This is a genomic window from Pleomorphomonas carboxyditropha (assembly GCF_002770725.1).
GTDB classification, from domain to species: Bacteria; Pseudomonadota; Alphaproteobacteria; order Rhizobiales; family Pleomorphomonadaceae; genus Pleomorphomonas; species Pleomorphomonas carboxyditropha.
The window spans coordinates 122,294-146,360 of sequence record NZ_NQVN01000002.1; the positions used below are offsets into that span (position 1 = coordinate 122,294).

General features: G+C 65.6%; 18 protein-coding genes. 3 read left to right on the forward strand and 15 right to left on the reverse strand.

Annotation, left to right across the window (positions count from 1 at the left end; genetic code table 11):
• Positions 1–26 precede the first annotated feature (26 nt).
• Positions 27–989, reverse strand: coding sequence for a substrate-binding domain-containing protein (locus CJ014_RS05080; protein ID WP_100079455.1), 963 nt, complete (start codon positions 987–989; stop codon positions 27–29).
• Positions 990–1,624: 635 nt separating this feature from the next.
• Here CJ014_RS05080 and CJ014_RS05085 point away from each other — a divergent pair.
• The 3 genes from CJ014_RS05085 (at position 1,625) to CJ014_RS05095 (ending at position 5,088) form a co-directional block, all read left to right on the forward strand.
• On the forward strand, positions 1,625–3,121 hold the full coding sequence (locus CJ014_RS05085; RefSeq protein ID WP_165790750.1) for a xylulokinase: 1,497 nt from the start codon (positions 1,625–1,627) through the stop codon (positions 3,119–3,121).
• The gene (locus tag CJ014_RS05090; protein ID WP_100079457.1) at positions 3,118–4,149 is read left to right on the forward strand and encodes a galactitol-1-phosphate 5-dehydrogenase; all 1,032 of its coding nucleotides are present in this window, start codon (positions 3,118–3,120) and stop codon (positions 4,147–4,149) included. Before CJ014_RS05085 ends, CJ014_RS05090 begins: the two co-directional genes overlap by 4 nt.
• Before the next feature lie 114 nt (positions 4,150–4,263).
• Positions 4,264–5,088 carry a DeoR/GlpR family DNA-binding transcription regulator gene (locus tag CJ014_RS05095; protein WP_100079458.1) on the forward strand — a complete coding sequence of 275 codons (825 nt, stop codon included), beginning with the start codon at positions 4,264–4,266 and terminating at the stop codon, positions 5,086–5,088.
• A 60-nt stretch (positions 5,089–5,148) separates the two neighbouring features.
• On the opposite strand, the gene CJ014_RS05100 is transcribed toward CJ014_RS05095, so the two are convergent.
• The 14 genes from CJ014_RS05100 to CJ014_RS05165 form a co-directional block, all read right to left on the reverse strand.
• Positions 5,149–6,120, reverse strand: a complete 972-nt coding sequence (locus tag CJ014_RS05100) for a sugar-binding transcriptional regulator (RefSeq protein ID WP_100079459.1) — start codon at positions 6,118–6,120, stop codon at positions 5,149–5,151.
• A 610-nt stretch (positions 6,121–6,730) separates the two neighbouring features.
• On the reverse strand, positions 6,731–7,834 hold the full coding sequence (locus CJ014_RS05105; RefSeq protein ID WP_100079460.1) for a M24 family metallopeptidase: 1,104 nt from the start codon (positions 7,832–7,834) through the stop codon (positions 6,731–6,733).
• 28 nt (positions 7,835–7,862) lie between these two features.
• Complete coding sequence (locus CJ014_RS05110) at positions 7,863–8,666, reverse strand: aspartate/glutamate racemase family protein (RefSeq protein WP_100079461.1); 804 nt, start codon at positions 8,664–8,666, stop codon at positions 7,863–7,865.
• Positions 8,667–8,680: 14 nt separating this feature from the next.
• Complete coding sequence (locus tag CJ014_RS05115; RefSeq protein WP_100079462.1) at positions 8,681–10,345, reverse strand: hydantoinase B/oxoprolinase family protein; 1,665 nt, start codon at positions 10,343–10,345, stop codon at positions 8,681–8,683.
• 11 nt (positions 10,346–10,356) lie between these two features.
• Positions 10,357–12,429 carry a hydantoinase/oxoprolinase family protein gene (locus CJ014_RS05120; RefSeq protein WP_100079463.1) on the reverse strand — a complete coding sequence of 691 codons (2,073 nt, stop codon included), beginning with the start codon at positions 12,427–12,429 and terminating at the stop codon, positions 10,357–10,359.
• Between the two features lie 6 nt (positions 12,430–12,435).
• Positions 12,436–12,927: a GAF domain-containing protein gene (locus CJ014_RS05125; protein WP_100079464.1), complete on the reverse strand. Its 492-nt coding sequence runs from the start codon at positions 12,925–12,927 to the stop codon at positions 12,436–12,438.
• A 36-nt stretch (positions 12,928–12,963) separates the two neighbouring features.
• The gene (locus CJ014_RS05130; RefSeq protein WP_100079465.1) at positions 12,964–14,613 is read right to left on the reverse strand and encodes a hydantoinase B/oxoprolinase family protein; all 1,650 of its coding nucleotides are present in this window, start codon (positions 14,611–14,613) and stop codon (positions 12,964–12,966) included.
• 65 nt (positions 14,614–14,678) lie between these two features.
• Entirely contained in the window at positions 14,679–16,397 is a 1,719-nt protein-coding gene (locus CJ014_RS05135; protein ID WP_100079466.1) for a hydantoinase B/oxoprolinase family protein, read from the reverse strand.
• 2 nt (positions 16,398–16,399) lie between these two features.
• Positions 16,400–18,424: a hydantoinase/oxoprolinase family protein gene (locus CJ014_RS05140; protein ID WP_100079467.1), complete on the reverse strand. Its 2,025-nt coding sequence runs from the start codon at positions 18,422–18,424 to the stop codon at positions 16,400–16,402.
• A gap of 75 nt (positions 18,425–18,499) precedes the next feature.
• On the reverse strand, positions 18,500–19,324 hold the full coding sequence (locus tag CJ014_RS05145; protein ID WP_100079468.1) for an ABC transporter ATP-binding protein: 825 nt from the start codon (positions 19,322–19,324) through the stop codon (positions 18,500–18,502).
• A complete protein-coding gene (locus tag CJ014_RS05150; protein WP_100079469.1) occupies positions 19,321–20,208 on the reverse strand; it encodes an ABC transporter ATP-binding protein in 888 nt (295 codons plus the stop codon). The genes CJ014_RS05145 and CJ014_RS05150 overlap by 4 nt, the downstream gene beginning before the upstream one ends.
• Position 20,209: 1 nt before the next feature.
• Positions 20,210–21,085, reverse strand: coding sequence for an ABC transporter permease (locus tag CJ014_RS05155; protein ID WP_100079470.1), 876 nt, complete (start codon positions 21,083–21,085; stop codon positions 20,210–20,212).
• A gap of 1 nt (position 21,086) precedes the next feature.
• A complete protein-coding gene (locus CJ014_RS05160) occupies positions 21,087–22,109 on the reverse strand; it encodes an ABC transporter permease (RefSeq protein ID WP_100079471.1) in 1,023 nt (340 codons plus the stop codon).
• A gap of 136 nt (positions 22,110–22,245) precedes the next feature.
• A complete protein-coding gene (locus CJ014_RS05165; protein WP_100079472.1) occupies positions 22,246–23,844 on the reverse strand; it encodes an ABC transporter substrate-binding protein in 1,599 nt (532 codons plus the stop codon).
• Positions 23,845–24,067: the final 223 nt, after the last annotated feature.

Genomic DNA, 24,067 nt, shown 5'->3' on the forward strand with positions numbered 1-24,067 from the left:
GGGGAAGGAGAAATGAAGCCGCCGGTTCAGAACAGCGAGTCGGGGTTATAGACCTTCTCGGCGTTGTCCTTGTTGACCATCAGAGGCGGGCAGAGCGAGTAATCAGGAAACTGGTGTTCACCAGCGTCATACTTCTTGATGGTGTCGACGACCATCTGGGCCATGATTTCCGGGTTGTTTTCGCCGGTGGCTTGCATTTCGCCATCGATGATCGACTTGTAGGCGTTCTTGTTGCCGTCGTAGCTGTAAACCTTGACGTCCTTAAGCTTGCCGGCGGCCTTCAGGGCGTGCACGGCACCGAGAGCCATGTCGTCGTTCTCCGTGTAGACGGCGTTGGTCTCCGGATGAGCCGCGAGCACATCCTCCATCGCCTTCAGACCGCCTTGCTGATCCCAGCCGCCCCAGACCTGCGTCACGATCGAGAAGTTGGTCTTGGCGGCCGCGCGGAGCTGGCCATCGATGATGCCCCTGAAAAAGTTCATCGACCGGGTCTGACCGACCAAGTTGCCCTGATTGCCGGAGATCAGCGCCACCTGTATCGGCGTATCGCCGAACTGGCTGACGGCGTACTCGCCGATCAACTGGTTGTTCTTCGCGTTGTCGGGTGCGATGCGGGTGATGACGTCGGCGCCGATGGCCAGGTCACTGTCGATGATGATCACCGGCACCTTCTTGGCGTTGGCTTCCTTGACGATGCGCAGGCCTGCGGCTGGATCCTGCGGGTTGAGAATCAGGTAATCCAGATCGCGCGCCAGCATATCCTCGACGTCGGCGATCTGCTTATTGAGATCGGCGCGAGCGTCCGTGGTGATCACGGTCCAGCCTTCGGCCGCGCCCTTGTTCTTGATGTGCTCGGTGAGCGCGCTGAAGTAAGGGCCGTTCAGTGTGCGGTTGGAGAACCCCACCTTGAGGTCCTTGGCCATAGTCGTCCCCGAGACACACAAGGCGGCAACGGCAGCAGCCGCCAGGGCAAGACGCTTGAAGCTCATCGTTTTCCTCCTAAACAGCCCTCAGCCATCCTCTCTCGGCCGAGAGCGAAATCAGTGTTGAACACTAAGGCCTGCTAGACCCCACGCTTCGGACGCCCGGCGTCCTTGGCGTGCCGCGATAGTCTTCCGAACCGACAGATCGTGAAGGAGAACTCTTGCTCCGCGCACGATCAGAAGCCTCGTCCGAAATCTGCTCGGCCTCCCATTGCCCAGAGCGCCGCAGCCATTCTTGGGCAACTGCTCAGACAAGAAACATTATCTCCAATCATATGTCAACATGATGGGCTAATACGTACATTAAAAATCTATTTTAGAGGGTGAATTTATGATCAAATCAACTTTGAATGGCATTAACTCGGCGATCCGTTGAATGGTTTCAACGGAAAATCGCCAAAAAAGACATTTATGGAATAATATTGCACCTTATTCGCATTACATGAAGGAATCGCTGTGTCCCACAGGGATATGGCATATGCCCTATCGATTGGCAATTGCTCTATCAACGGCGACTTGCTAAGCTCATTTGAGGGTCGGCATTGGGGAGGGTTAACCGGGCGCGGGAAAAGTCTATTTTGGCAAGTGAGACCAGATATGGACTGAATCAAAGTGTTCGAGTCGATTCCGGGGAGGCCCATGTGGATTTCATACTGACGATAGACGTTGGAACGTCGAGTCTAAAGGCCGCGTTGTTCGACGCCGCGATGACAATAGTCGCGCAGTCGAAACAAGAATATATAACAAACTACCCGAAGATTGGTTGGGCTGAGCAGAATCCCGACGACTGGACTCGTGCCTTGATATGGGCCGTACACGATATCCTCGATCGGACGCGTTTACCGCCCGACGCTATTGCCGGTATCGGAATTGATGGCATGTCGAGTCTGATGCTGCCCGTGGATAGCCAAGGCAAGCCGCTCTGTCCCGGCCTTATCTGGCTTGATCGCCGCGCTCAGGAGCAAAGCGACTTCATCAATCGACAGCATGGGGCTCTTCATCTGAGCATTTCGGGCAATCGCTCCGATCCATCGAACTTTGGTCCTAAGGCAATGTGGCTCCGCGACTGCCGGAGAAACGTCTATGACGCCAGCGCGGTACTGCTTCATTGCAGTTCCTATCTCGTTCATCAGTTGACCGGCGTGTTCGTCATGAACCGCTCCGAGGCCGGGCTTTCACAGCTTTGCGATATCCGCACCGGTGCCTATTCCGACGAGCTTATCGAGGTATCAGGGCTCGATAGAGGGAAATTGCCGGAGATCGCTGGTTGCAGCGAGGTCGTCGGTCGTGTCACGCCGGCCGCCGCGGTAACATTTGGCTTGGCGGCCGGCACTCCGGTTATCGCGGGCGCCATGGATAATGTCGCCGCAACGACGGGCCTCGGTCTTCGAAACGACGGGGACGCGTACGTGGCGGCGGGCACAGCAACGAATGTTGGTGTCCTTGTCGATGCTCCACCTGTCGATGGTCACGGTCTCGTCTATCATTCGGGAATCGACGGCAAATGGCTGGTTAACGGCAGCGTCGATTACGGCAGTGCCGGACTTCTGTGGTTTCGCAACCTTCTCGGGGAGCGCGACTTCGACAAGCTGTGCGCGGCTGCCGCGGAAACCGGCTTTGCCAGCCATCCCCTCATATTCCTCCCATATATGACCGGCCAAAGAGCGCCGCTTTGGAACGATGCTCTGTCGGGCGTGATGATTGGCATTACGCCAGGGACCGATCGGCGGCACTTGGCCCGCATGTTCATGGAGAGCACGGCCCTCGGAGCTCGTCACGCATTCCGGAAACTGAGGACGGAGCGCCCTTCCGCGGCGGCGCTGACCGGCGGTATTACCAATAACCTGCTGTGGACCGAGATTTTTGCCGACGCCACCGGAATGCGTCTGATCCCATCCGGTCAAACGGAAGTGGGCAATCTTGGTCTTGCCATCCTGGCCGGCATTGGTATCGGCAGCTTCCGATCGATCGATGATGCCTTTGCTCTGCTTCCACGTGGAGAGTTGCGGGAGCCGAATCCTGCCCGCAGCAAATATTACGACGATCTCTTCTCAATATTTGACATTGCTTACGAGAGCAATCTCCACGCCCTGGCGCAGCTCAATCAAATCCGAGAGAATTACGAGGTAGAAAAATGAAGGCTGCTGTTCTCCACGGCAACGCTGACCTTCGGGTCGAAGACATCGCAGATCCGGAAGTTGGTGAAGGAGAGCTTCTGGTCCGCGTTGCTTACAGTGGCGTTTGCGGCTCTGATGTTCCGAGGCTTATTCACGACGGCGCTCATTTCTACCCGATCATTCTGGGACACGAGTTCTCGGGAACAGTTGAGGCGGTGGGGGAGGGGGTCGAGGAGAGCTTGATCGGCACCAAGGTGGCATGTGCTCCCCTGGTTCCGATCTTCGAGCATCCTCAGTCGCAACGCGGCAACTTCGCGTTGGGCAAGGGCTATAGTTTCATCGGTTCGCGGCGGTCCGGCGGTTTCGCCGAGTATGTGACAATGCCGAGGATCAACGCTGTTCCTCTAGACGATTCGATCGACCTGTTGGCGGGCGCCTTCATGGAGCCGGTAACGGTCGGCCTTCATGCCATCAACATCATGGACTTTCGTCCGGGCCGTTCGACCGCGATTGTCGGACTTGGCACGATCGGCCTCTTGCTGATGCAGTCCGCCAAGCTTCTGGGGGCTGGTCCGATCAGCGCCTTTGACATCGACCCCAGCAAGCTTGAGTTGGCCAAGAACTACGGCGCCGACACGGTGGTTGACTCGCGTGATGTCGAGGCGGTTGACGCCGCTATCGCTGATGGTGGCTACGAAATCGTCTTCGAGACCGCCGGTGTCCCGGATGCCGAGATCCTGGCGCTGAAAATCGCGGCCGGCAAGGGACGGGTCATGTACGTTGGCACGCCACATGTGCCATTGACGCTGCAGCCGGCCGAATTCGAGGAAATCAACCGCAAGGAACTCACCGTTCAAGGATCGTGGATGAACTATTCCGCTCCATTTCCGGGGTGGGAGTGGGCCTTTGCGGCTGAGGCCCTCGGCAACAACCGTATCCGGTTGGAAGGCTTGATCGACCGTGTGCTACCGCTGAATGAAGCCGGGACAATTCCAGAGCTTCTTCTTTCGAAGGCGGTCCGCGGAAAAATCATGCTCGATACAAAATAGTAATTTTCAAAAGCAACCAGGGGAAATTCCCCCTATAGCTTGAGTGTATCCAATAATAAAAATTTGAGATCGATGTAATAATGCGGGCGATGGCAGATATAAAATTGTCTGGATATATCAAGAGGCCCCAGTGTGAAAGATAATCGCCTGTCGGCCATCCGCCATTACCTGTTCGAAAAAACGTCGGCCTCGATCCACGAGATCGCCGAGGCGGTAGGGGCTTCGCTGCCGACCGTCCGGCGCGACCTGCTCACGCTCGAAACCGAAGGGGCGGTTCATCGCACCCATGGCGGCGCCCGCATCGCCGATTCCGCCGGTATCGAGGCGGCCTTCGAGGTGCGCGAGCAGACCTGCATCGCCGCCAAGCGGGCGATCGGCCTCGCCGCCTATGCCGACCTCAGGCCGGACATGTCGGTGTTTCTCGCCGCCGGCACCACCGTGCTGCAGGTCGCCCGCCGCATCCGGATGAATCCGCTGCCGCTTTCGGTGTTCACCAATTGCCTGGCGGTGGCGCAGGTGCTGACCGACATCCGCGACGTCCAGGTGACGCTGCTCGGCGGCCGTCTCCGCTCGCGCAACGCCTCGGTGCTCGGCGCGCTGGCCGAAAGCATGCTGGAACGGCTGTGGTTCGATCAGCTTTTCCTCGGCGCCAGCACGGTCGGCGACGACGGCTGCACCTATACGATGGACGAGGACGAGGCGCGCCTCAACGAGAAGATGATCACCCGGGCGGCGCGCACCACCGTCCTCGCCGACGCCAGCAAGTTCGGCCCGCGCGCCACCTACAAGGTGACGCCGCTCGACGAGCGGCTCGACCTGATTACCGACGACAGCTTGTCCGTCGCCTGGTTAGAGAAGCTCGACCGCGCCGGCTGCCGGACGCGAACGGTCGGCCTCGATGTCGACGAGGCCATCAAGCAAGATGGAAACGCGGCATGAACGGATAGACAAGGGCGCGGAAAGCTCCTGGTTTCTCCATGGTATGACATGCAATGGCTGCTAAATCTCAGGAGTGCCAGCGAGCAAGGCCGATCCAGTGGCCATATCGGTGATCAGCCCTTTAATCAATTTGCCGCGCAAGGCTGCACGAACAGCTTGAACCTTATGAATACCGGAACCGGCAGCGACGATGGGTAAGTCGGCCATTGTCCGCAATGGAACGCCAGCGACGCGCAAGTTCGTTGAGCCTTCGATGATCTGGCCTGCAGCGTTGAAGGCCCAACCGGCAATCTCGCCAACGGCGCCACGATCCGCTAGTTCCACCACCTCCGATTCGGTGAGGAAGCCGTCTCGTTGAAGGGGGCAATTCCAAGCGATTTCGCAGACGCCAACGAAGCAAGCGCTAGCTTTCTCGGCCAGCGACAAGATGGTCTGGTAGGACCGTTGAGACTGCAGGAGGATGCGCTCCTCGACCGTCGAGGTGACGACCGGCGTCGGCATCGGGTAGCACTGGGCGTTGGTTCGATCGGAAAGCCTTGAAACGACCTCGTAGTGGCTCGCCCGTCCATCTCGCGACATTGCGCCAATCAGCGATACGATCTTATGTTCAGGCTGATTCATAGTCGGCACTTCGGCCACGGCAGCCAACAGTGTTCGCCCTGTCGAAATGCCGATGATTGTTGGCTCGCGAACCGATAGCGATGCTTCAATACGCTCGGCTAACGCCAAGGCTACACCACCAGATGAATCTGAGTTGCTCTCCGCAGTCGGTACAATAGTGCAAATATCCAGTTCGAAATGCTCTCGAATGCGCTCTTCGAGTTCGACACATGCGGCAATGGGATGATCAAGGCGAAATTTAATCAGTTTCTCTGAGACAGCGATAGAGACAAGGCGCTGAGCGGTTTGTCGAGAGACATTAAGTTTAGCGGCAACCTCTTCCTGAGTATTGCCGGCGATATAGTAAAACCAAGCTGCCCTTGCGGCCTGATCAAGTTTGCGCTCTTGTAGATCCTTTGCCGTCGAGCTCATTTCCTCGCCTAATCCTTTATTTAGTGGGAATCATCCGCCAACAATCCCCCATGCTACAGCGGCAAGCGATCTGCCCATTTCGCTGTGTTTCAGTCCTTTGTTCGGTGCCCCTCGATTATGCCGTGCCGACGAAATTGGCATCCTCTTCCATCAAAGCGGAAGTTCGGCGATCTCTCAAGGGCCGCTATTCATTTCCGATGAGCGTCACGCGCAACAGTAGTGCTCCGCAGCTACTGCACGAACTGCAATGAGAAGATGGCTTGCTGGGAAAGCGGCTATCCGCCGCGACGTGCCGGGAAAACTCTACAAACCGGAAGAGGTGGTCGTCAACTGCGCAGGGTATATGTGGTTTTGCCGCCTGAAGAGAGCCATAGATGCCCGGATCAAAGATGACCAACGACACATGGGCCGCATGCCGTACGCGACACCGACCCAAGCAGCTCTTACGAGCAGGCAAGTTATGCCATTCAGGATACGCCGGAGATGGTTCCCGAACACCACAGTCGTTTCCTGTCGCAGATAGGGCCGAGATCGTTGCGTGTGTAGGCTTACAACAGGAGCCTGGGCTTTTGTCTTGCCGGGCCTCGGATCCATCACACGGGCCAAGGGATCATGCCTCCTTGCGGAATACGGTCCTCGGCAGTTCGGAGAGGATTTCCGGTCCGTCCTTGCGCAGGATGACGATCTCCTCGAGCCGGATGCCGAAACGGCTGGGCAGATAGATGCCGGGCTCGATCGAAAACACCATGCCTTCGTCCAGCACGGTCTCCGAAGTCGCGGTGAGGAACGGCGGCTCGTGGCCGTCTATTCCCATGCCGTGGCCGGTGCGATGCAGGAAATAGTCGCCGTAGCCGGCGGCGGCGATCACCCCGCGGGCGGCGGCATCGACCTCCCTGGCCGCGACGCCGGGTCTGGCGGCGGCAAGCCCCGCCCGAACGGCGGCTTCGACGACGGCATGCACGGCGTCGTAGCCCTCGGGCGCCGGCCCGACGATCGCCATGCGCGTGATGTCCGATGGAAACATGCCGTTGCGGCCGCCGATGTCGATGACGACGGCGTCGCCGGCTTCGATGACTCGGTCGCTCGCCGTATGGTGCGGGAAGGCGCCGTTGCCGGCGGCGCCGACGATCCAGAACTGCGGCGCGGCTTCCTCTGACAGGAAATGCGCCTTGACGACGTTGGCGAGCTCAAGTTCGGTCATGCCCGGCCGGAGGGCGGCGAAGGCCGCCAGCATCGCCCGGTCGGCGATGAGGGCGTTGCGCTTCAGTTCGGCATATTCGTCGGCGTCCTTGCGCATCCTGAGGGCGCCGAGCGTCGAGGCGGTGAATTCCCGCGCCGTCCCGGCGGGCAGGGCGTCGAGAAGCAGCAGTCCGAAATCGAGGCGCATGCATTCGTCGAGCGCGACGCGGCCGGGCTGGGCGGCCCCGGCATCGGCCAGCGCCGCGCGCAGCGCCTCGTCGGGGCCGGCCTCGTCGGCCCAGGTGTGGAAGGCGATGTCGGTGAAGGTGCGGGCGCCGTCGGCGTTCAGCGCCGGCATCAGGAAGGCTTCGCGCTCCGGCCCGATCAGGAGCAGGCACGGCCGCTCGTCGGCATGGGGGTGAAACCCGACGATCCAGTCCATGTGCGAACCGGGGGCGACGGCGACGAGGCCGACGCCGGCTTTCGCCATGCAGCTGCGGAGGGCGGCGAGGCGCCGGGTGGTCGATGGGGACATGGCAACGGCTTCCTTCGGTTGGTGGACTTCAGCTCGCCTCGACGACGATCCGGCTGCCGAACACCGGCCGCGAACCGCCGAAGGCGTCGAATCTGGCGATCTCGGCTTCCGTGGGCGCCTCGCAACTGCCGGTCCGGCTCGGCACCCAACCGCACTGATGCCTGAGCAGCGCGGCGTATTCGGCCCGCTTCAGCGAGGCGATGGCCGAATCGATCACCGGCACGCCGAGCTCGGCCTCCATTTCCTTGTAGAAGCCGATCTCCATGGTGCAGCCGAGGACGATCATCTCGGCGCCGTCGTCGACGGCGCGCCGGCCCGCCGCCTTGAGGCGACGCTCGGTCTCGGCGTGGTCGCGCTGGAGGTCGTCGACGCCGAGGCCGATCTCGTAGAAGCCGGAGAAGCGATCGCCATAGCCGTATTCGCGGATGTTGGCGCCCATCTGGACGTTGCATTTGCTGCGCACGACGATGACGGCGAAGCGGTTGGCAAGGCTCGCGGCGATCTCGCAGGAGGCGATGCAGGGCGCCGTCACCGCCATGGCTCCGGAAATCTCCCGGGCGTCGTGCAGAGCGGTGTCGTAGAAGCAGCCGATGGTGAAGGCGTCGAATCCCTCGCGGGCGGCGGCCCGCGCCGCGCGGACGATGCCGCCGGTCACCAGCGCCTCGTAGGTGCGATACTCGATGTGCGAGAAGGGATAGTCGGCGCGCGGCAGCGCGGTGACGTGCACCTCGGTGCCGGCGAGCTTGTAGGCCCTCGCCATGTCGGCGAACAGGCGGTCGACCTCCGGATTGTCGGCGACCGGGTTGAGATACATGATCTTGACGGGGGGCATGTCCAATCTCCTGTTCAGGGCGTGACGCCATAGATTTCAGCAGCCCTCTCGGGGCCGAGATAGCCGTTGCGGACGTCGGCCAGCACCTTTTCCGGCGCGCGCTTCTTCGGATCGCCGAACCCGCCGCCGGCGCCGGTGACGATGCGGATGACGTCGTCGCGGTCGACGCGGATGCCGGAGCCGTAGGCGAAGCGTTCGGAGGAGCCGTCCTTGCGCAGGATCAGCGCGTAGTTGGCCGAGCCTTCGCGGCCGCCGTCGAGCGCCCAGGGCAGGATGCGGCTGCGGGTGTAGCCGAGCGTCAGGAAGCTGTCGTCGCGGCGGATGCGGTAGTCGAGGCGGATGCCGCGGCCGCCGATGAACTCGCCCTCGCCACCGCCGTCGCAGTTGATCTCCATGCGATCGATGGTGAGCCCGTTGCGCGCCTCGGAAATCTCGGCCGGGCAGTTGAAGGTCTCGCCGTGCACGGCCGAGAAGATCGCCGAGTTGCCGTCACGACCGGCGGCGGCGCCCCAGCCGCCGACCTGCGGCTCGATGATGGTGTACTGGCGGCCGGTGTCGGGATGGATGCCGCCGATGAAGGTGCCGGCGATGGAGGCGAAATGGCCGGCCGGCAGCCGGCCGGGAATGTGCGGCGCCAGGCAGCGCCAGATGAGGTCGGTGACGCGGATGCCGACCTCGTAATAGAAGCCGACCGCCGCCGGCTCCCTGGCGTGGAACACGGTGCCCTCGCGGGTCAGCAGCCTGAGCGGGCGGAACGAGCCTTCGTTGGCCGGCGCCTCCGGCGAGGTCAGCGCCTTGAAGATGACCTGGGTCGACACCATGGTGTCGTCGTGCCCGGCGTTGGTCGGCCCGTCGCTCTGCTCGGGATTGTCGCGCAGGTCGACCACGAATTCCGTGTCGGAAATGGTGATCCGGACGTTGAAGAAGCGGCCGTCGTCCTGCTCCTCCGCGAGTTCGAAGGTGCCATGGGGCAGGCCGGCGAGGGCGGCGAGGGAGATTTCCTCGCCGAAGTCCATGAAGCCGGCCATGGCGGCGTCGAAGGTCTCGACGCCGTATTTCTCCGCGAGGTCGGCAAGGCGGCGCGCGCCGATCCGCACCGAGGCGATGGCGGCCCAGAGGTCGCCCTCGATGAAGTCGGGCATGCGCGAATTGACCGTGATGATGTCGAAGATGCCGGCGATCGGCTGGCCTTTCGAGATCATCTTGATGGCGGGAAGACGCAGGCCTTCCTGGAAGATTTCGCGGGCGTCGGCCGACAGCGAGCCGGGCGACTTGCCGCCGACGTCGGAATTGTGGGCGATGTTGGCGGTCCAGGCGATCAGCCGGTCGCCGACGAACACCGGCATGGCGACCACGAGGTCGTTGAGGTGGGTGACGCCGCCGTAATACGGGTCGTTGGTGATGAAGACGTCGCCGGGCTCGATGTCGCCCGGCTTGCCGAACTTGGCGATCAGCACCTTCACCGACTTGTCGAGTACGCCGATGAAGCCGGGAATGCCGGCGCCGGAGCTGGCGAGCTGGCCCTTCGCGTCGAGGATGCCGGTGCCCATGTCGAGCACCTCGTAGATGATCGAGCTCATCGCCGTCTTGCGCATGGCGGCGAACATCTCGTCGGCTGTCGCCTGCAGGGAATTCTGGATGATCTCCAGGGTGATCGGGTCGTAGGCCGTGGCGGTCATCGGTCCCTCCCTCAGTTCTTCAGCCGGATGTGGATGTTGCCGTAGCCGTCGATCTCGACCCGGTTGCCGGGATGGACGACCACCGTGGTGCCGGAATCCTCGACGACGGCCGGGCCGGCGAAGGCCATGCCGGGCTCCAGCTTGTCGCCGTCGTAGATCGCGGCGTCCTGGATGCCGTCGAGCGCATAGTCCACGGAGCGCCGGCCCTTGAGGGCCGCGGAGGCGGGCTTGCCGGACGGCGGCCTCGCCTTCATCTCGAGCTTGCCGACCTCGGCGGCGGCGACCAGGTGGATGCCGACGAGTTCGACGGGCGCGGCGAGGCGATAGGTGTATTCCCGCTCGTAGGCCTCGTGGAAGGCGGTCTCGATGGCGCCGAGGCGGGCGTCGGTGATGGGGCCTTCCAGGAGCACCTCCGTGGTGTGCTCCTGGTTCTGGTAGCGGAACTTGCCGTAGCGCAGGAAGCGCACCTTGCCGGCGGCGATGCCCTCGGTGGCGAACTGGTCGAGCGCCAGCTTCTCGGTTTCGGCGTAGAGCGCCTCGATCTCGGCCGCGGCCCCGGTCTTGAGATCGGCGAGATGGGTGACGAAGAAGTCGCGCCTGAGGTCCGACATCATCATGCCCCAGGCCGAGAAGACGGAGGCGCCGGCCGGGATCACCACCTTGGCGACGCCGAGTTCGGCGGCCAGCGCCGCGGCGTGCATGGCGCCGCCGCCGCCGAAGGCGACCAGGGTGAAGTCGCGCGGGTCGTGGCCGCGGTTGAGCGACACCAGCTTCAGCGCGTTGACCATGTTGTTGTTGGCGATGCGGATGATGCCGCGCGCCGCCTCGGTGACGGATACGCCGAGACGGTCGCCGACCGCCTTCAGCGCCGCCTCGGCGGCCTTCATGTCGGCCACCACCGAGCCGCCGCAGAAATAGTCGCGGTTGATGCGGCCGAGCCAGAGATTGGCGTCGGTGGTGGTGGCGCTGGTGCCGCCGCGGCCGTAGGCGGCCGGGCCCGGCATGGCGCCGGCGGACTGGGGCCCGACGTGCAGCTTGGCGAAATCGTCGACCCAGGCGATCGAGCCGCCGCCGTTGCCGATCTCGACGAGGTCGACCACCGGCACCATGATCGGGTAGCCGGCCGACCGCTTGTCGCGCTCGATCCAGTAGTCGGTCATGATGCGCACCCGGCCGTCCTCGATCAGCGAGCACTTGGCGGTGGTGCCGCCGATGTCGAGGGCGAGCACATTCGGTTCGCCGATAAGTCTGCCGAGTTCGGCCGCCCCCCAGAAGCCGGAAGCGGGGCCGGATTCCACCATGGTGATGGGAATCTTGGAGACGGATTCGACCGAATCCACGCCGCAGTTGGACTGCATGATGAAGAGGTTGCCGGCAAAGCCCTTCGCCGAAAGGCCGTCGCTGAGGCGCGTGAGGTAGCGTTCGGCGGTCGGCTGGACGTAGGCCGACAGCACGGCCGTGCTCGACCGTTCGTATTCGCGCCACTCGCGGGTGATCTGGTGCGAGGAGACGGCGGCGACCTCCGGCCACAGCCGCCGGATCTCGTCCAGCGCCGCGCGCTCGTGGGCCGGATTGGCGTAGGCGTGCAGGAAGCAGACGGCCACCGCCTCGACGCCGTCGGCCCGGAAGTCGGCGAGGATCGCCGGCAGGGCCGACAGGTCGAGCGGGCGCATCTCCTCGCCCCTGTAGCTCATGCGGCCGGGCAGTTCGCGGCGCAGGTAGCGCGGCACGAAGGGTTCGGGCTTGCGATAATGCAGGTTGAAGAAATCCGGCCGGTTGCCGCGGGCGATCTCCAGGCTGTCGCGAAATCCCTCGGTGGTGATCAGCCCGACCTTGACGCCCTTGCGCTCGGTCAGCGCGTTGATGACCACCGTGGTGCCATGGGCGAGAAAATCGACGGTCGACGGATCGACGCCGCCCTTGTCGAGCACGTTGAGCACGCCCTGCTCGAAATTCGGCGGCGTCGTGTCCGACTTCGCGGTTATGACGCGGGATTCGCCGGTCGCGGTATCGGTCTCGAAACAGACGAGATCGGTGAAGGTGCCGCCGACGTCGGTGGCGACGCGAATGGTCTTGGTGCTCATGGCTTGTCAGGTCCTCCTGATCCGGTCGTGAAGCAGCATGGCCAGGGCGCCCGGCAGCTTCAGCGCCTCGGCGGCCTTGACCCGCTCCTCGGTGTAGTGTCCCGCCACGTCGAGGCAGTTGATGGTGCCGACGACCTCGCCGGCCACGACGATCGGCACGTTGATGACGGATTCGCAGCCGAGCGACCGGATCAGCGGGTAGTCGCCGAACACCTTGGCTATGTCCTCGATGCTGTTGGCGACGAACGTCTTCCTCTGGTTCAGGGTGATCTCGGACCAGTGCGTCTCGTTGTAGGGCTTGGTGCCCGACACCGGATAGGCGTCCGGCATGTTGGAATAGATGCGTTCCGACGACCGGCCGCGCGTGTCGGCGGTCATGACGGTGAACAGCTTCACGCCGACCAGCCGGCGGGTCAGCGCCTCGAGGGCGGCGAAGGTGGCGTGAGGCTGGTTGCCGGCCGATTCAGTGGCCTTGAGGAAATCGGTCAGATCTGGCATGGGCGGGCGTCCGTCGCGGATCGGGGGAGGGCGGGTTCAGCGGAGGCCATAGACGGCCTCCGCGTGCTCGGGCGTGATGTAGCCGTCGCGGAGATCGCGGCGCACGGCCAAAGGATCGCGCTCGCGCGGATCGCCGTAGCCGCCGCCGACGCCGGTGACGAGATGGATCACGTCGTCGCGGTTCAGGGGAATGTTGGTGCCGAAGGCGTAGCGCTCGGCCGGCTTGCCGGGGCGCAGCACTTCCACGAAGTTCGGCGTGCCGTCGCCGCCGCCGGCGACGCCCCAGGGCGGAACGCGGGTGCGGGTGTAGCCGACGCTGAGGAAATTGTCGTCGGCGCGCACGCGGTAGCGCACCGAGATGCCCTTGCCGCCGCGCCAGCGCCCGTCGCCGCCCTCGGCCACGGTCAGCGCCAGTTCGTCGACCGTGAGGCCGTAGCGGGCCTCTGCCACCTCGGCGGGGCAGTTGTAGGTCTCGCCGTGGAAGCCGGAGAAGATGGCGGGGTTGCCGTCCCGGCCCTTCATGGCGCCCCAGCCGCCGAGCTGCGGCTCGACGATGGTGTAGTGGCGGCCGGTGTCGGGGTGCGGGCCGCCGATGACGGTGCCGCAGATGGAGGCGAAATTGCCGGCCGGCACGATGTCGGGGATATGGGCCGCGAGGCAGCGCAGGATGAGGTCGAACAGGCGGATCTCGACCTCGGAATAGTAGCCCATCGCCCCCGGCGCCTCGACGTGGAAGACGGTGCCGGGCCGCGTCAGCACCTTCAGCGGGCGATAGAAGCCGCCATTGCCCGGCGCGTCGGCGTCGGCCACCGCCTTGAAGGCGAGCTGGGCGGAGATCTCCGAGCCTTCGCGGCTGGAATTGGACGATCCCTTCTGCGGCGGGTTGTCGGTGAGATCGACGACGAAGCTGTCGTCGGTGATCTCGACGGTCACCCTGTAGACCGCCCCGTCGTCCTGCTCCTCGGCGAAGGCGTAGCGGCCGTTCGGCAGCCGGGCGACGCCGGCCAGCGCGTGGCGCTCGCCGAGCCGCATGAAGTCCTCGAGGGCGGCGGTGAAGCAGGCGGCGCCGTACTTGTCGATCAGTTCGAGGATGCGGCGCTCGCCGATGCGCACCCCCGCGATGCCGGCCCAGAGGTCGCCGCGCAGGAAGTCGGGCAGGCGCGAATTGACCATCAGGATGTCGAACACCGCCTCGTTGGCGACCCCGGCGGCGAACAGCTTCACCGCCGGAACGCGGACGCCTTCCTGGAAGATCTCGGTCGCCTCGGACGACATCGAGCCCGGCACATTGCCGCCGACGTCGTTCCAGTGGGCGATGTTGGCGGTCCAGGCGACGATGCGTCCGTCCGAGAACACCGGCAGCGCCAGGATCATGTCGTTGAGATGGGTGACGCCACCCCAGTAGGGATCGTTGGTGGCGAAGAGATCGCCGGGGCGGATGGTTGCGGCGGGGTGCTTGTCGAGGATGCGCTTCACCGCCTTGTCGAGCACGCCGACGAAGGCGGGAATGCCGGCGCCGGAGGCGGCGATCTCGCCCTCGGCGTCGCATATGCCGCTGCCGAGATCGAGCACCTCGTAGATGATGGCGCTCATGGACGTCTTGCGCTGGGCGGCGAACATCTCGTCGGTGACCGCTTCGAGGGCGTTCTGGATGATTTCGAAGGTAACCGGATCGAAGCCGCTCATGACGCTCTGCCTTCTTGCTTTCTCCACCCCTCGCCACGACGCCCGGGGCGGGCGCCCGCGCCTCCTCAGAAGGCCTGCGGATAATGTTCGCGGGCGAACTCCTCGGAGATGTAGCCGGCCTCGAGATCGGCGAGCACCGCCTCCCTCGGCCGCGCCTTCGGGTCGCCGTAGCCGCCACCGCCGCCGGTGGCGAGCTCCAGCACGGCGCCCTTCGGGACGGCGAGGCGCGTGGTCTTGGGCACCGGGACGAGCCGGCCGTCGGGAAAGCGCACCGCCGCGCCGTTGGGCACGGCGAAGCCGCCGCCGGAAAGGCCCCACGGGGCGTTCCTGGTGCGCTCGACGACGGTGGTGATGTAGATGTCCTCGGTCATGCGGAAGAAGAAGTCGACGCCGGCTCCGCCGCGCCACTCCCCGGGGCCGCCGCTGTCCTGGCGGAGCGCCAGGCGGTCCATGAGCCAGGGGTTCTTGGCCTCCCAGACCTCGATCGGCGAGAAGCGGGTGGCGCTTTCGGAGATGTGCAGCATGGTGCCGCCGTCGCCGCCCTTCCAGGCGCCTTGCCCGACCGGGTGCGGCGAGCCGTCGGCCCAGGGCTCGCCGGTCTTCTCGCGGGTGCCCCACCAGACCACCGAGCAGATGCAGCCGCCGCTCTGGGCCGGCACCGCCTCGGGCAGCGCCGCGGCGATCGCCTTGTAGATCACCTCGATCGCCTGGTCGGCGGGCCAGCCGTAGAGGAAGCAGGGGGCCGGCGGCAGCGGATGGAACATGGTGCCCGGCCGCGTCACCACTTCAATGGCGCGGAAATGGCCTTCGTGCGGCGCCTCGCCGTAGCCGGCGAGCATGGTGATGGCGACGCGGGCGCAGGAAATGGTCGACGGCACGGGGCAGTTGACCGGGCCGGGGCGCGACTCCGGCGCGTTGCTGAAGTCGATGCGGACGTCGGAGCCCTTGACCTCCACCGCGATCTCGAAGGGAATGGGCTCGTCGGAAATGCCGTCGCTGTCCATCTCGCCGCTGGCGACGTAGCGGCCGTCCGGGATCTTCTCGAAATAGGAGCGGACGACCCGTTCCCCGTGGTCGAACATGTTCTCGACGGAGTTCAGGAATTCGGCGCGGCCGAAGCGGCCGACCACCTCGCGGAAGGCGGTGGCGCCGACGCGGCAGCCGACCACCTGGGCGTTGAGGTCGCCGGCGACGAATTTCGGCACGCGGCTGTTGGCGATCACCATGCGGTGGATGTCGTCGTTGAGCTCGCCCTTCTTGTAGATCTTGACGCCCGGATAGATGGTGCCTTCCTGGAAGACGTCGATCGTGTCGGTGCAGTAGGGATCCTTGCCGGCGATATCGAGCCAGTGGCCCTTGATCGCCGTGTAGCCGATGAGCTCGCCGTCGTCGAGAAAGACCGGGTTGACCACGGCGAGGTCCTGCGGGTGCGAACCCGTGCCGTAGGGCCAGTTGTACATGATCATGTCGCCGGGGAAGAGGTTCTCCGTGCCGCCGACGTTCCTGACCGCCTCCTCGACGCAGAAGTTCAGCGTGCCCATGAACATGGGCAGGCTCGGCGCCTGGGCCAGCAGGCGCATCTCCGGATCGTAGATGGCGACGGCGAAGTCGAGCACCTCGTAGATGACGGGCGAAAAGGCGGTGCGCACCAGTGCCCGCTTCATCTGGTTGGCGGCCGAGTTCAGCGCGTGACGGATGACCTCGGTGGTGACCGGGTCGGCGGCCGCCGGATCGCCGGTGCGAACGGCGCCGGCGCGGTGGAGGACGGTGTTGCTGGTCGGCATGGTCAGGCGCCCCTGCGCTGGAGGACGAGCTCGCCGTGGCGGCCGGCCGAGGCGGTCCAGCCGGCGTCGAGGTAGAGCGTCGCGGTGCTTTCGGTGACGATGGCCGGGCCGTCGAGGACTTCGCCGATGGCGGCGCGCGGCACGACGCGGAAGCGCAGGCGGGCTTTCCCGGTGAAGGAATAGGCGTCGAAGGCCTCTTCCGCCCCGGCGGGCGCCGCCGTGGCGGCGGCGATCTCGCCACGGCGCGGCAGCGGCGCCCGCTCGGATGCGCGGATGGAGACGATTTCGACCACGCCCGGCAGCACGGCGTCGAAGCTGCGGCGGTATTCCTCGGCGAAGGCGGCGCCGATCTCGGCGGCGGTGAGGGCGAAGCGGTCGCCCGCCACCGGCACATCGATCGACAGCCAGTGCTCTTGGCCCTTGTAGCGGAGATCGAGGCGGCCGCTCCTGACGGTTTCGGGCACCGCGTGGTCGCCGCGGGCGGCAACCTCGCGGAACAGGTCGGCGAGCACGTCGCCGGCGGCGGCGAGGCCGGCGTCGTCGAGGTCCATGATCTTCGTGCGGGCGGCCGACTGCACCATGTCGGCGCCGAGCAGGCCCCAGGCGGAGAAGTTTCCGGCCAGCGGCGGCACGACGATGCGGGTCATGCCGAGTTCGTCGGCGAGCAGCGTCGCCATCAGCGGGCCGGCGCCGCCGAAGGGCAGCAGCACCATCCGGCGCGGATCGAGGCCCTGCTCGACCGAAACCTCGCGCATCGCGTTGGCCATGGACGACGCGGCGATGCGCAGGATGCCGATGGCGGTCGCCTCGACGTTCTGGCCGATGGCGGCGGCGACGGGGGCGATCGCCGTCTCCGCCCTGCCGATGTCGAGGGTGATGCCGGAGGCGAGACGGCCGGGGCCGAGCATGCCGAGAAAGGCGGCGGCGTCGGTCATCGCCGGCTCGGTGCCGCCCTTGCCGTAGCAGGCCGGCCCGGGCGCGGCGCCGGCGCTGCGCGGGCCGACGCGCATCAGGCCGCCGACGTCGATGTGGGCGATGGAGCCGCCGCCGGAGCCGATCGAGCGCACGTCGACCCAGGGCGTCTGGATCGGCATGTTGTCGATCACGCCTTCGTAGAGGATCTGCGGCTCGCCGCCCAGGATCAGCGCGGTATCGAAGCTGGTGCCGCCGACGTCGGCGGTCACCATCGCCTCGATGTCGAGCATGCGGGCGATCTCGCTGGCGCCCTGGGCCCCGGCGACGGGACCGGACATGATGGTCTCGAAGGGGCGGTCCTCGGCCTCGCCGAAGGTCATGGAGCCGCTGCCGGAGCGGGTAATCAGCGACGTGCCGCGAAAGCCGAGCTCGCGCAGGCGGGCGTCGAGGCGCTTCAGGTAGCCCGACATGCGGGCGCGCACGAAAGCGTCGATCACCGTGGTCGACGTGCGCTCGTATTCGCGATACTCGCCGGAGATGCGGTGCGACAGCGACATGCTGCCGGCAAAGCCAAGGTCGCGGACGATGGCCGCGACGCGCTCCTCGTGGGCGGGATTGGCGTAGGCATTGATGAGGCAGACGGCGATGCTGTCGACGCCCTCGGCCATCAGCGCGGCCACCGCCGTCCGCACCGACGCCTCGTCGAGGGGCCGGTGGACGCCGCCGTCGGCCCGGATGCGCTCGTCCACCTCGAGGCGAAGGTGGCGCGGCACCAGCGGCTCGGGCTGCTTCCAGAACAGGTTGTACATTTCCGCGCGGTCGCCGCGGCGGATCTCCAGTACGTCGCGGAAGCCCGCCGTGGTGATGAGGCCGACCTTGGCGCCGCGCCGTTCGAGCAGCGCGTTGAGGCCGACGGTGGTGCCGTGGAGAAAGAACTCGGCCCGCTCGATCACCTCCTTCGGCACGCACCGGCGGACGGCGTCGACGACGCCTTCGTCCGGAGAGGAGGGCACCGTGGGAACCTTGCCTTCGACCGTCCGCCCGGTTTCCTCGTCGTAGTAGACGAGATCGGTGAAAGTCCCGCCGATATCGACGCCGATGCGTGTCGCCATAGTCAGGGCCCTATTTGCGTGACGGGGTCGAGCGCCCCTTTGGATCAGTCGGTCAATGGACGGTGAGGCCGGCGCTCACCCCGCGCCGGGGGTGGGCGGCGCTCCCGCGCGGATCGTCTCGCGCAGGCGGGCCTCCGCTTCGGTCACGACCGGCACGGCGCCGATCAGCTGGCGCGTGTAGTCGTTGCGCGGAGCGGCGAAGATCTCCTCGACGCCGCCGCTCTCGACGAGGCGGCCGCGCTGGAACACGCTCACCGTGGTGGCGACGGCGCGCACCACGGCGAGGTCGTGGGTGATGAAGAGATAGGTGAGGCCGCGCTCCCGCCGCAGGTGCTCCAGCAGTTGCAGGACGCGCGCCTGCACCAGCACGTCGAGCGCCGAGGTGGGCTCGTCGAGCACGATGAGTTCCGGCTCGCAGGCGAGCGCCCGGGCTATGGCGACCCGCTGCCGCTGGCCGCCGGACAGGCCGCGCGGGGAGCGGCGGGCATGAGCGGCTTCCAGCCCGACCTCTTCCAGCAGGGCGGCGACCCGGGCGGGCCGCTCCGACGAGGTGCCGATGCCGTGCACGTCGAGCGGCAGGCGGACGCTGGCGCCGACGCTGCGGCGCGGGTTGAGCGCCGACAGCGGGTTCTGCTGCACAAGCTGGATGGCGCGGCGGTGTTCGATGCCGCGCTCGCCGGGCAGGGGAACGCCGTTGAAGCGGATGCCGCCGCCGGTCGGCCGGATGAGGCCGAGCACCAGGTTGGCGAGCGTGGTCTTGCCCGAGCCGCTCTCGCCGACGATGGCATGGCAGCCCCGGCGCTCGAAGGCGAGCGAAACGTCGTCGAGCGCGACGACGCGGCTGCCGTCGGCCTCGAATGTCTTGCCGAGATTGTCGAACTCGAGAATGGGCTCGCTCATGGCCGGAGCTCCCATGGCTCGGCGCAGCCCTCGTGGACGATGCGCGGATTCTCGAAATCGGGGCTGCGTTCGGGCAGGTCGGGCAGGCCGCCGCCGGAAATCTTCGGAATGGCGGCGAGCAGGGCGCGGGTATAGGGATGGCGCGGGTCGGAGAAGAGCTGGGCGGTGCGCGCGTGCTCGACGATGCGCCCGCGGTAGATGACGTAGACGCGGTCGGCGAATTCCCGCACCACGCCGAGGTTGTGGGAGATGAGGAGCACGGCGGTGCCGCGCGTCGCGGCGAGGTCGCGCATCAGCTCCAGCGTCTGGGCCTGGACGGTGACGTCGAGCGCCGTGCCCGGCTCGTCGGCGATCAGCAGCGACGGGCGGTTGGCGAGGGCCATGGCGATCATGACGCGCTGGTTCATGCCGCCGGACAGCTGGAAGGCATAGGAATTGAGCGCCCGGGCCGGATCGGGAATGCTGACCTCGGCCAGCGCCGCCTCGGCGCGGGCATCCGCCTCGCGATCCGACAGGCCGGGCTCGGCGGTGCGCAGCACTTCGCGGAACTGGCCGCGGATGCGGAACGCCGGGTTGAGGGCCGAGGTCGGGTCCTGGAAGATCATGGCGACGCGGCGGCCGCGCAACCGGCGGATCTGCCGGCCGCCGGCGGCGGCCTCGACCCCGTCGACCCGGATGGAACCGGCGACGTCGACGTTGCCGGTCTCCTGCAGGAGGCCCATGGCCAGGCGGGCGGTGACCGATTTGCCCGAGCCGGATTCGCCCACCAGCGCCACCTTCTCGCCGGCACGGACATGCAACGAGACGCCATGAAGCACCTTGGACCGGCGCCAGCGGCCGAAGGTCAGCTCCAGATCGCGGATGGCAAGAACGGGTTCGGTCATCTCAGCCCTCCGCCTCGAAGGCCTCGCGCAGGCCGTCGCCCAGCAGGTTGAACCCCAGGACGACGACGAGGATGGCGACGGCGGGCCAGACGGTGAGCCACCAGGAGCTCGGCATGTACTTGGCGCCCTCGGCGACCATCGAGCCGAGATCCGGCGTCGGCGGCTGCACGCCGAGGCCGAGGAAGGACAGCGACGACGCCATCAGGATGACGAAGCCGACGTCGAGCGTCATCTTGGTGACGATGGACGGCATGCAGTTGGGCAGGATTTCGCGGAAGACGATGTGGGCGGTCGAGGCGCCGACGGTCTCGGCGGCGAGCACGTAGCCTTCCTGCGTCTCGGCCCGGGTGACGTTGTAGACGAGGCGGGCGTACCAGGGCCACCACATGGCGGTGATCGCCAGCATGCCGTTCATCAGCGTCGGCTGCAGGAAGCCCATGATGGCCATGGCCAGCACCAGCGGCGGCACGGCGAGGAAGATGTCGGTGATGCGCATCAGCGCATAATCGACCCAGCCGCCCTTGTAGCCGGCGACGAGCCCGACGACGACGCCGACGGGCGTGGCGATCGACAGCACCACCGCGGCCATGATCAGCGCCAGCTGGTAGCCGTAGACGATGCGGGTCAGGAGGTCGCGGCCCATGGTGTCGGTGCCGAACCAGTAGGCGCCGTCGGGCGGCGCGTTCATGGCGGAGAAGTCGCCGACCGGGCCGACGTGCTCCGGATAGGGCGTCAGCACGCCGGCGAAGACCGACAGCACCAGGATCACCAGCACGATGATGAGGCCGAGCACCGACAGCGGATTGGCGAAGAAGGTCGCCCAGGCCTTGGAGGAGGCGAGGCGGAAGAGACGCGCCAAGGGAAGGGACCGGTCCATGTCAGTCCCTCCTCGACGACAGGCGGATGCGCGGGTTGATGAGGGTGACCAGAAGGTCGACGACGATGTTCATGATCAGGAAGGCCGCGGCGATGATCAGCACCGTGCCGACGATGGCGTCGAGATCCTTGCGCAGGATGACGTCGACGCCGTAGCGGCTGAGGCCCGGCCAGCCGAACACTTTTTCCACCAGGAAGGCGTTGCCGAGCAGGGCGGCGAATTCGAGGCCGAGGATGGTCAGCGTCGGAATGAAGGCGGGAACGAAAGCGTAGCGGCTGACGATACGCCAGGGACGGAAGCCGTAGGCCTCCGCCATCTCGACGTAGGGCTTGCCGTAGACCTCGATCATGTTCGAGCGGGTGAGGCGGGCGACCTGTCCCATGCCGCCGAGCGCCAGGGCCACCGCCGGCAGGATGAGGTGATGGAGCGCGTCGAGGAAGGTGCCGGGTTCGCCGGCGATGAGGCTGTCGAGAAGGTAGAAGCCGGTGACGGTCGGCGGAACCGGCGTGGCGTCCATGAGCCGCCCCTGGATGGGGAAGATCGGCCAGAAGTAGCCGAGGAGAAGCTGGAGGATGACGCCCCAGACGAAGGCCGGGGTGCAGACGCCGAGCAGGGCGACGAGGCGCCCGATCTGGTCGATGGCGCGTCCCCGGAAATGGGCCGAGATCGCGCCGATCGGCAAGCCGAGCAGCGCCATGATCAGGCCCGAGACGACGACGAGTTCGAGCGTCGCCGGCAGGAACTGGGCGATGTCGGTCGACACCGGCCGGTTGGTGAACAGCGACTTGCCGAGGTCGCCGTGCGACAGGGCCTTGACGAACTCCCAGTACTGCAACGGCAAGGGATCGTCGAGGTGACGGTCGGCCCGCAACGCCGCCACCTGCTCGGCGGAGGCGTTGGCGCCGAGGGCGATGCGCGCCGGATCGCCGGGCATCACCCGGGCGACGGCGAAGATGAGTATGGAAATGCCGATCATGACGATCAGCGACGCCTTGAGGCGCGAGTAGAGGGTCTTCCAGATCATGAGATCGCCACACCCTGCGATGGGAGACGTCGGCGGACCGGGAAGGAACCCGGGTCACGCCGCTTCAGCGGCACGAGGCTCCGCCCCGCTCCGTGCGAACATCGGGGAAGACCGCCGGCTTGTCCCGGCGGGGCCGTCAGTCCGCGACGCTCATGGTCCGGAAGACTAGGTTGAAGTTGTCGAGCGTCCTCTGCGCCGGATCTTCCAGCGTCGGCACGGCGACCGCGTCGCGCGCCACGAACACGCCGGTGAACTCGTAGGCGTAGATGGTCGGCGCGAGATCGCGAAGACGGACGTTGAGCTCCTTGTAGATCGCTTCCCGCTTGGCCGGATCGGCCTCGCTGCGGCCGGCTTCGAGAAGCTCGTCCACCTTGTCGTCCTTGAGGTGCTCGGCGGACATCCAGGTCGGAGGGACCTTGGACGAATACATGTTGTAGAGCAGCGAGTCCGGATCGGGCGCGACCGCGGCCACGGCGATCTCGACGGCGTGCGGCGCCGTCTCCGGCTTGGTGACCTGATCGGAGACCAGGACCCACGGGGTCTTGATGACGTTGACCGGGAAGCCGAGCTGGGAGAAGGCGGCCTGCATCAGCAGCGCGATGCGCTCGCGTGCCGGCACCTCGGCGATCCAGGCGATGTCGAGCGGGCTCGACTTCGGATCATACTTGCACTGCGCGAGTTCTTCCTTGGCCTTGGCCATGTCCTGCGTGATGTCGGGCAGGCTGGGATCGTAGCCGACAAGGCCGGACGGCAGCGGGCCCTTCATCGGGATGCCCTGGCTGATCGTGTCGTTGATCTTCAGGATCTTCAGCGTGTTGCCGTAGTCGAAGGCATAGGACAGCGCGCGGCGGCAGTGCACGTCGTCGAGCGGCGCCCGGGCGGTGTTGAGCTTGATGTATTCGCCGGTGGCGCCGGCTTCCTGGAGCAGCTTCATGCCCGGTTCGGCGGCCATGGCCCTGATGACCTCGGGCGGTAGCCAAAGGTCGGAAATCTCGTGCTCGCCACGCGACATCAGCGCACGAACCGTCGGCGCCTCGACGCCGTAGCGGTAGTGCACCTTGTCGGGGGCGTTTTCCGCGAAGGGCAGGAAGTAGCCGGAAAACTTGCCCATGACCGTTTCGGTCTGCGGGTTCTGGCTCTCGACGGTGTAGGCACCCGAACCGGCGTCGTGGGCCGACAGCCAGGCCTCGCCGTAGTCGCCGAATTCGCCGTACTTGCCGTCCGCCTTGCGGGCCATCACCTCCTTGGAATCGACGATCGGCAGGCGGGCGAGTGCGGCGACGAACGGCGCATAGGGCGACGCCAGCGTGAACTTGACCGTGTGCGGGTCAACGGCCTCGGCCTTCTCCACCCGGCCGGCGAAAAGGTTCGAAAAGCCTTGCCCCATGGCGATCATGCGGTTCAGCGAGAAGACGACATCGTCGGCCGTCAGCGGATTGCCCGAGTGAAACTTGACGTCGGGGCGCAGCTTGAAAGTGTAGGCGGTGCCGTCGGCCGCCCATTCGGATGCCAGCAGCGGATCGACGCCCGGGCCGCCCTTCTTCGGCTCGACCAGTGTGTCGTAGAGGTTCTGCATCAGAACCGTGTCGGCATAGTCGGTGGCCTTGGCCGGATCGATCTCGCCGACGGGAGATTCATCGAGCCGCAGGACCCGTTCAGCGTGGGACTGCGTCGCCAGAAGAAAAGGCGACACCGTCAGCACCGCGGACGCCAAAAGGCTAGCTTTGAATTTCATCTTGAACCCCTCTGGATGGTTCGAGAACGGCCCGTTCCGGCCGGTTGGGATGCCCGCGGTTATCGCCCGCATTTTTCATCCCAAACTACACAGTTCACCTGACGCAGATGGCAGTCAAGATATTTTTTCTTATTCGCTAATTTTATTGATCTTAGGAAAATGATGTGGCATGACAATGACTGCCGGTGACAATATGCCGACCGCCTGATGGCTTGCTCATGGG

Excerpts from the sequence above, each read along its gene's own strand:
- CJ014_RS05080 (WP_100079455.1), bottom strand. The coding sequence starts at position 989 with ATGAGCTTCAAGCGTCTTGCCCTGGCGGCTGCTGCCGTTGCCGCCTTG.
- CJ014_RS05090 (WP_100079457.1), top strand. The coding sequence starts at position 3,118 with ATGAAGGCTGCTGTTCTCCACGGCAACGCTGACCTTCGGGTCGAAGAC.
- CJ014_RS05100 (WP_100079459.1), bottom strand. The coding sequence starts at position 6,120 with ATGAGCTCGACGGCAAAGGATCTACAAGAGCGCAAACTTGATCAGGCC.
- CJ014_RS05105 (WP_100079460.1), bottom strand. The coding sequence starts at position 7,834 with ATGTCCCCATCGACCACCCGGCGCCTCGCCGCCCTCCGCAGCTGCATG.
- CJ014_RS05110 (WP_100079461.1), bottom strand. The coding sequence starts at position 8,666 with ATGCCCCCCGTCAAGATCATGTATCTCAACCCGGTCGCCGACAATCCG.
- CJ014_RS05115 (WP_100079462.1), bottom strand. The coding sequence starts at position 10,345 with ATGACCGCCACGGCCTACGACCCGATCACCCTGGAGATCATCCAGAAT.
- CJ014_RS05120 (WP_100079463.1), bottom strand. The coding sequence starts at position 12,429 with ATGAGCACCAAGACCATTCGCGTCGCCACCGACGTCGGCGGCACCTTC.
- CJ014_RS05125 (WP_100079464.1), bottom strand. The coding sequence starts at position 12,927 with ATGCCAGATCTGACCGATTTCCTCAAGGCCACTGAATCGGCCGGCAAC.
- CJ014_RS05130 (WP_100079465.1), bottom strand. The coding sequence starts at position 14,613 with ATGAGCGGCTTCGATCCGGTTACCTTCGAAATCATCCAGAACGCCCTC.
- CJ014_RS05135 (WP_100079466.1), bottom strand. The coding sequence starts at position 16,397 with ATGCCGACCAGCAACACCGTCCTCCACCGCGCCGGCGCCGTTCGCACC.
- CJ014_RS05140 (WP_100079467.1), bottom strand. The coding sequence starts at position 18,424 with ATGGCGACACGCATCGGCGTCGATATCGGCGGGACTTTCACCGATCTC.
- CJ014_RS05145 (WP_100079468.1), bottom strand. The coding sequence starts at position 19,324 with ATGAGCGAGCCCATTCTCGAGTTCGACAATCTCGGCAAGACATTCGAG.
- CJ014_RS05150 (WP_100079469.1), bottom strand. The coding sequence starts at position 20,208 with ATGACCGAACCCGTTCTTGCCATCCGCGATCTGGAGCTGACCTTCGGC.
- CJ014_RS05155 (WP_100079470.1), bottom strand. The coding sequence starts at position 21,085 with ATGGACCGGTCCCTTCCCTTGGCGCGTCTCTTCCGCCTCGCCTCCTCC.
- CJ014_RS05160 (WP_100079471.1), bottom strand. The coding sequence starts at position 22,109 with ATGATCTGGAAGACCCTCTACTCGCGCCTCAAGGCGTCGCTGATCGTC.
- CJ014_RS05165 (WP_100079472.1), bottom strand. The coding sequence starts at position 23,844 with ATGAAATTCAAAGCTAGCCTTTTGGCGTCCGCGGTGCTGACGGTGTCG.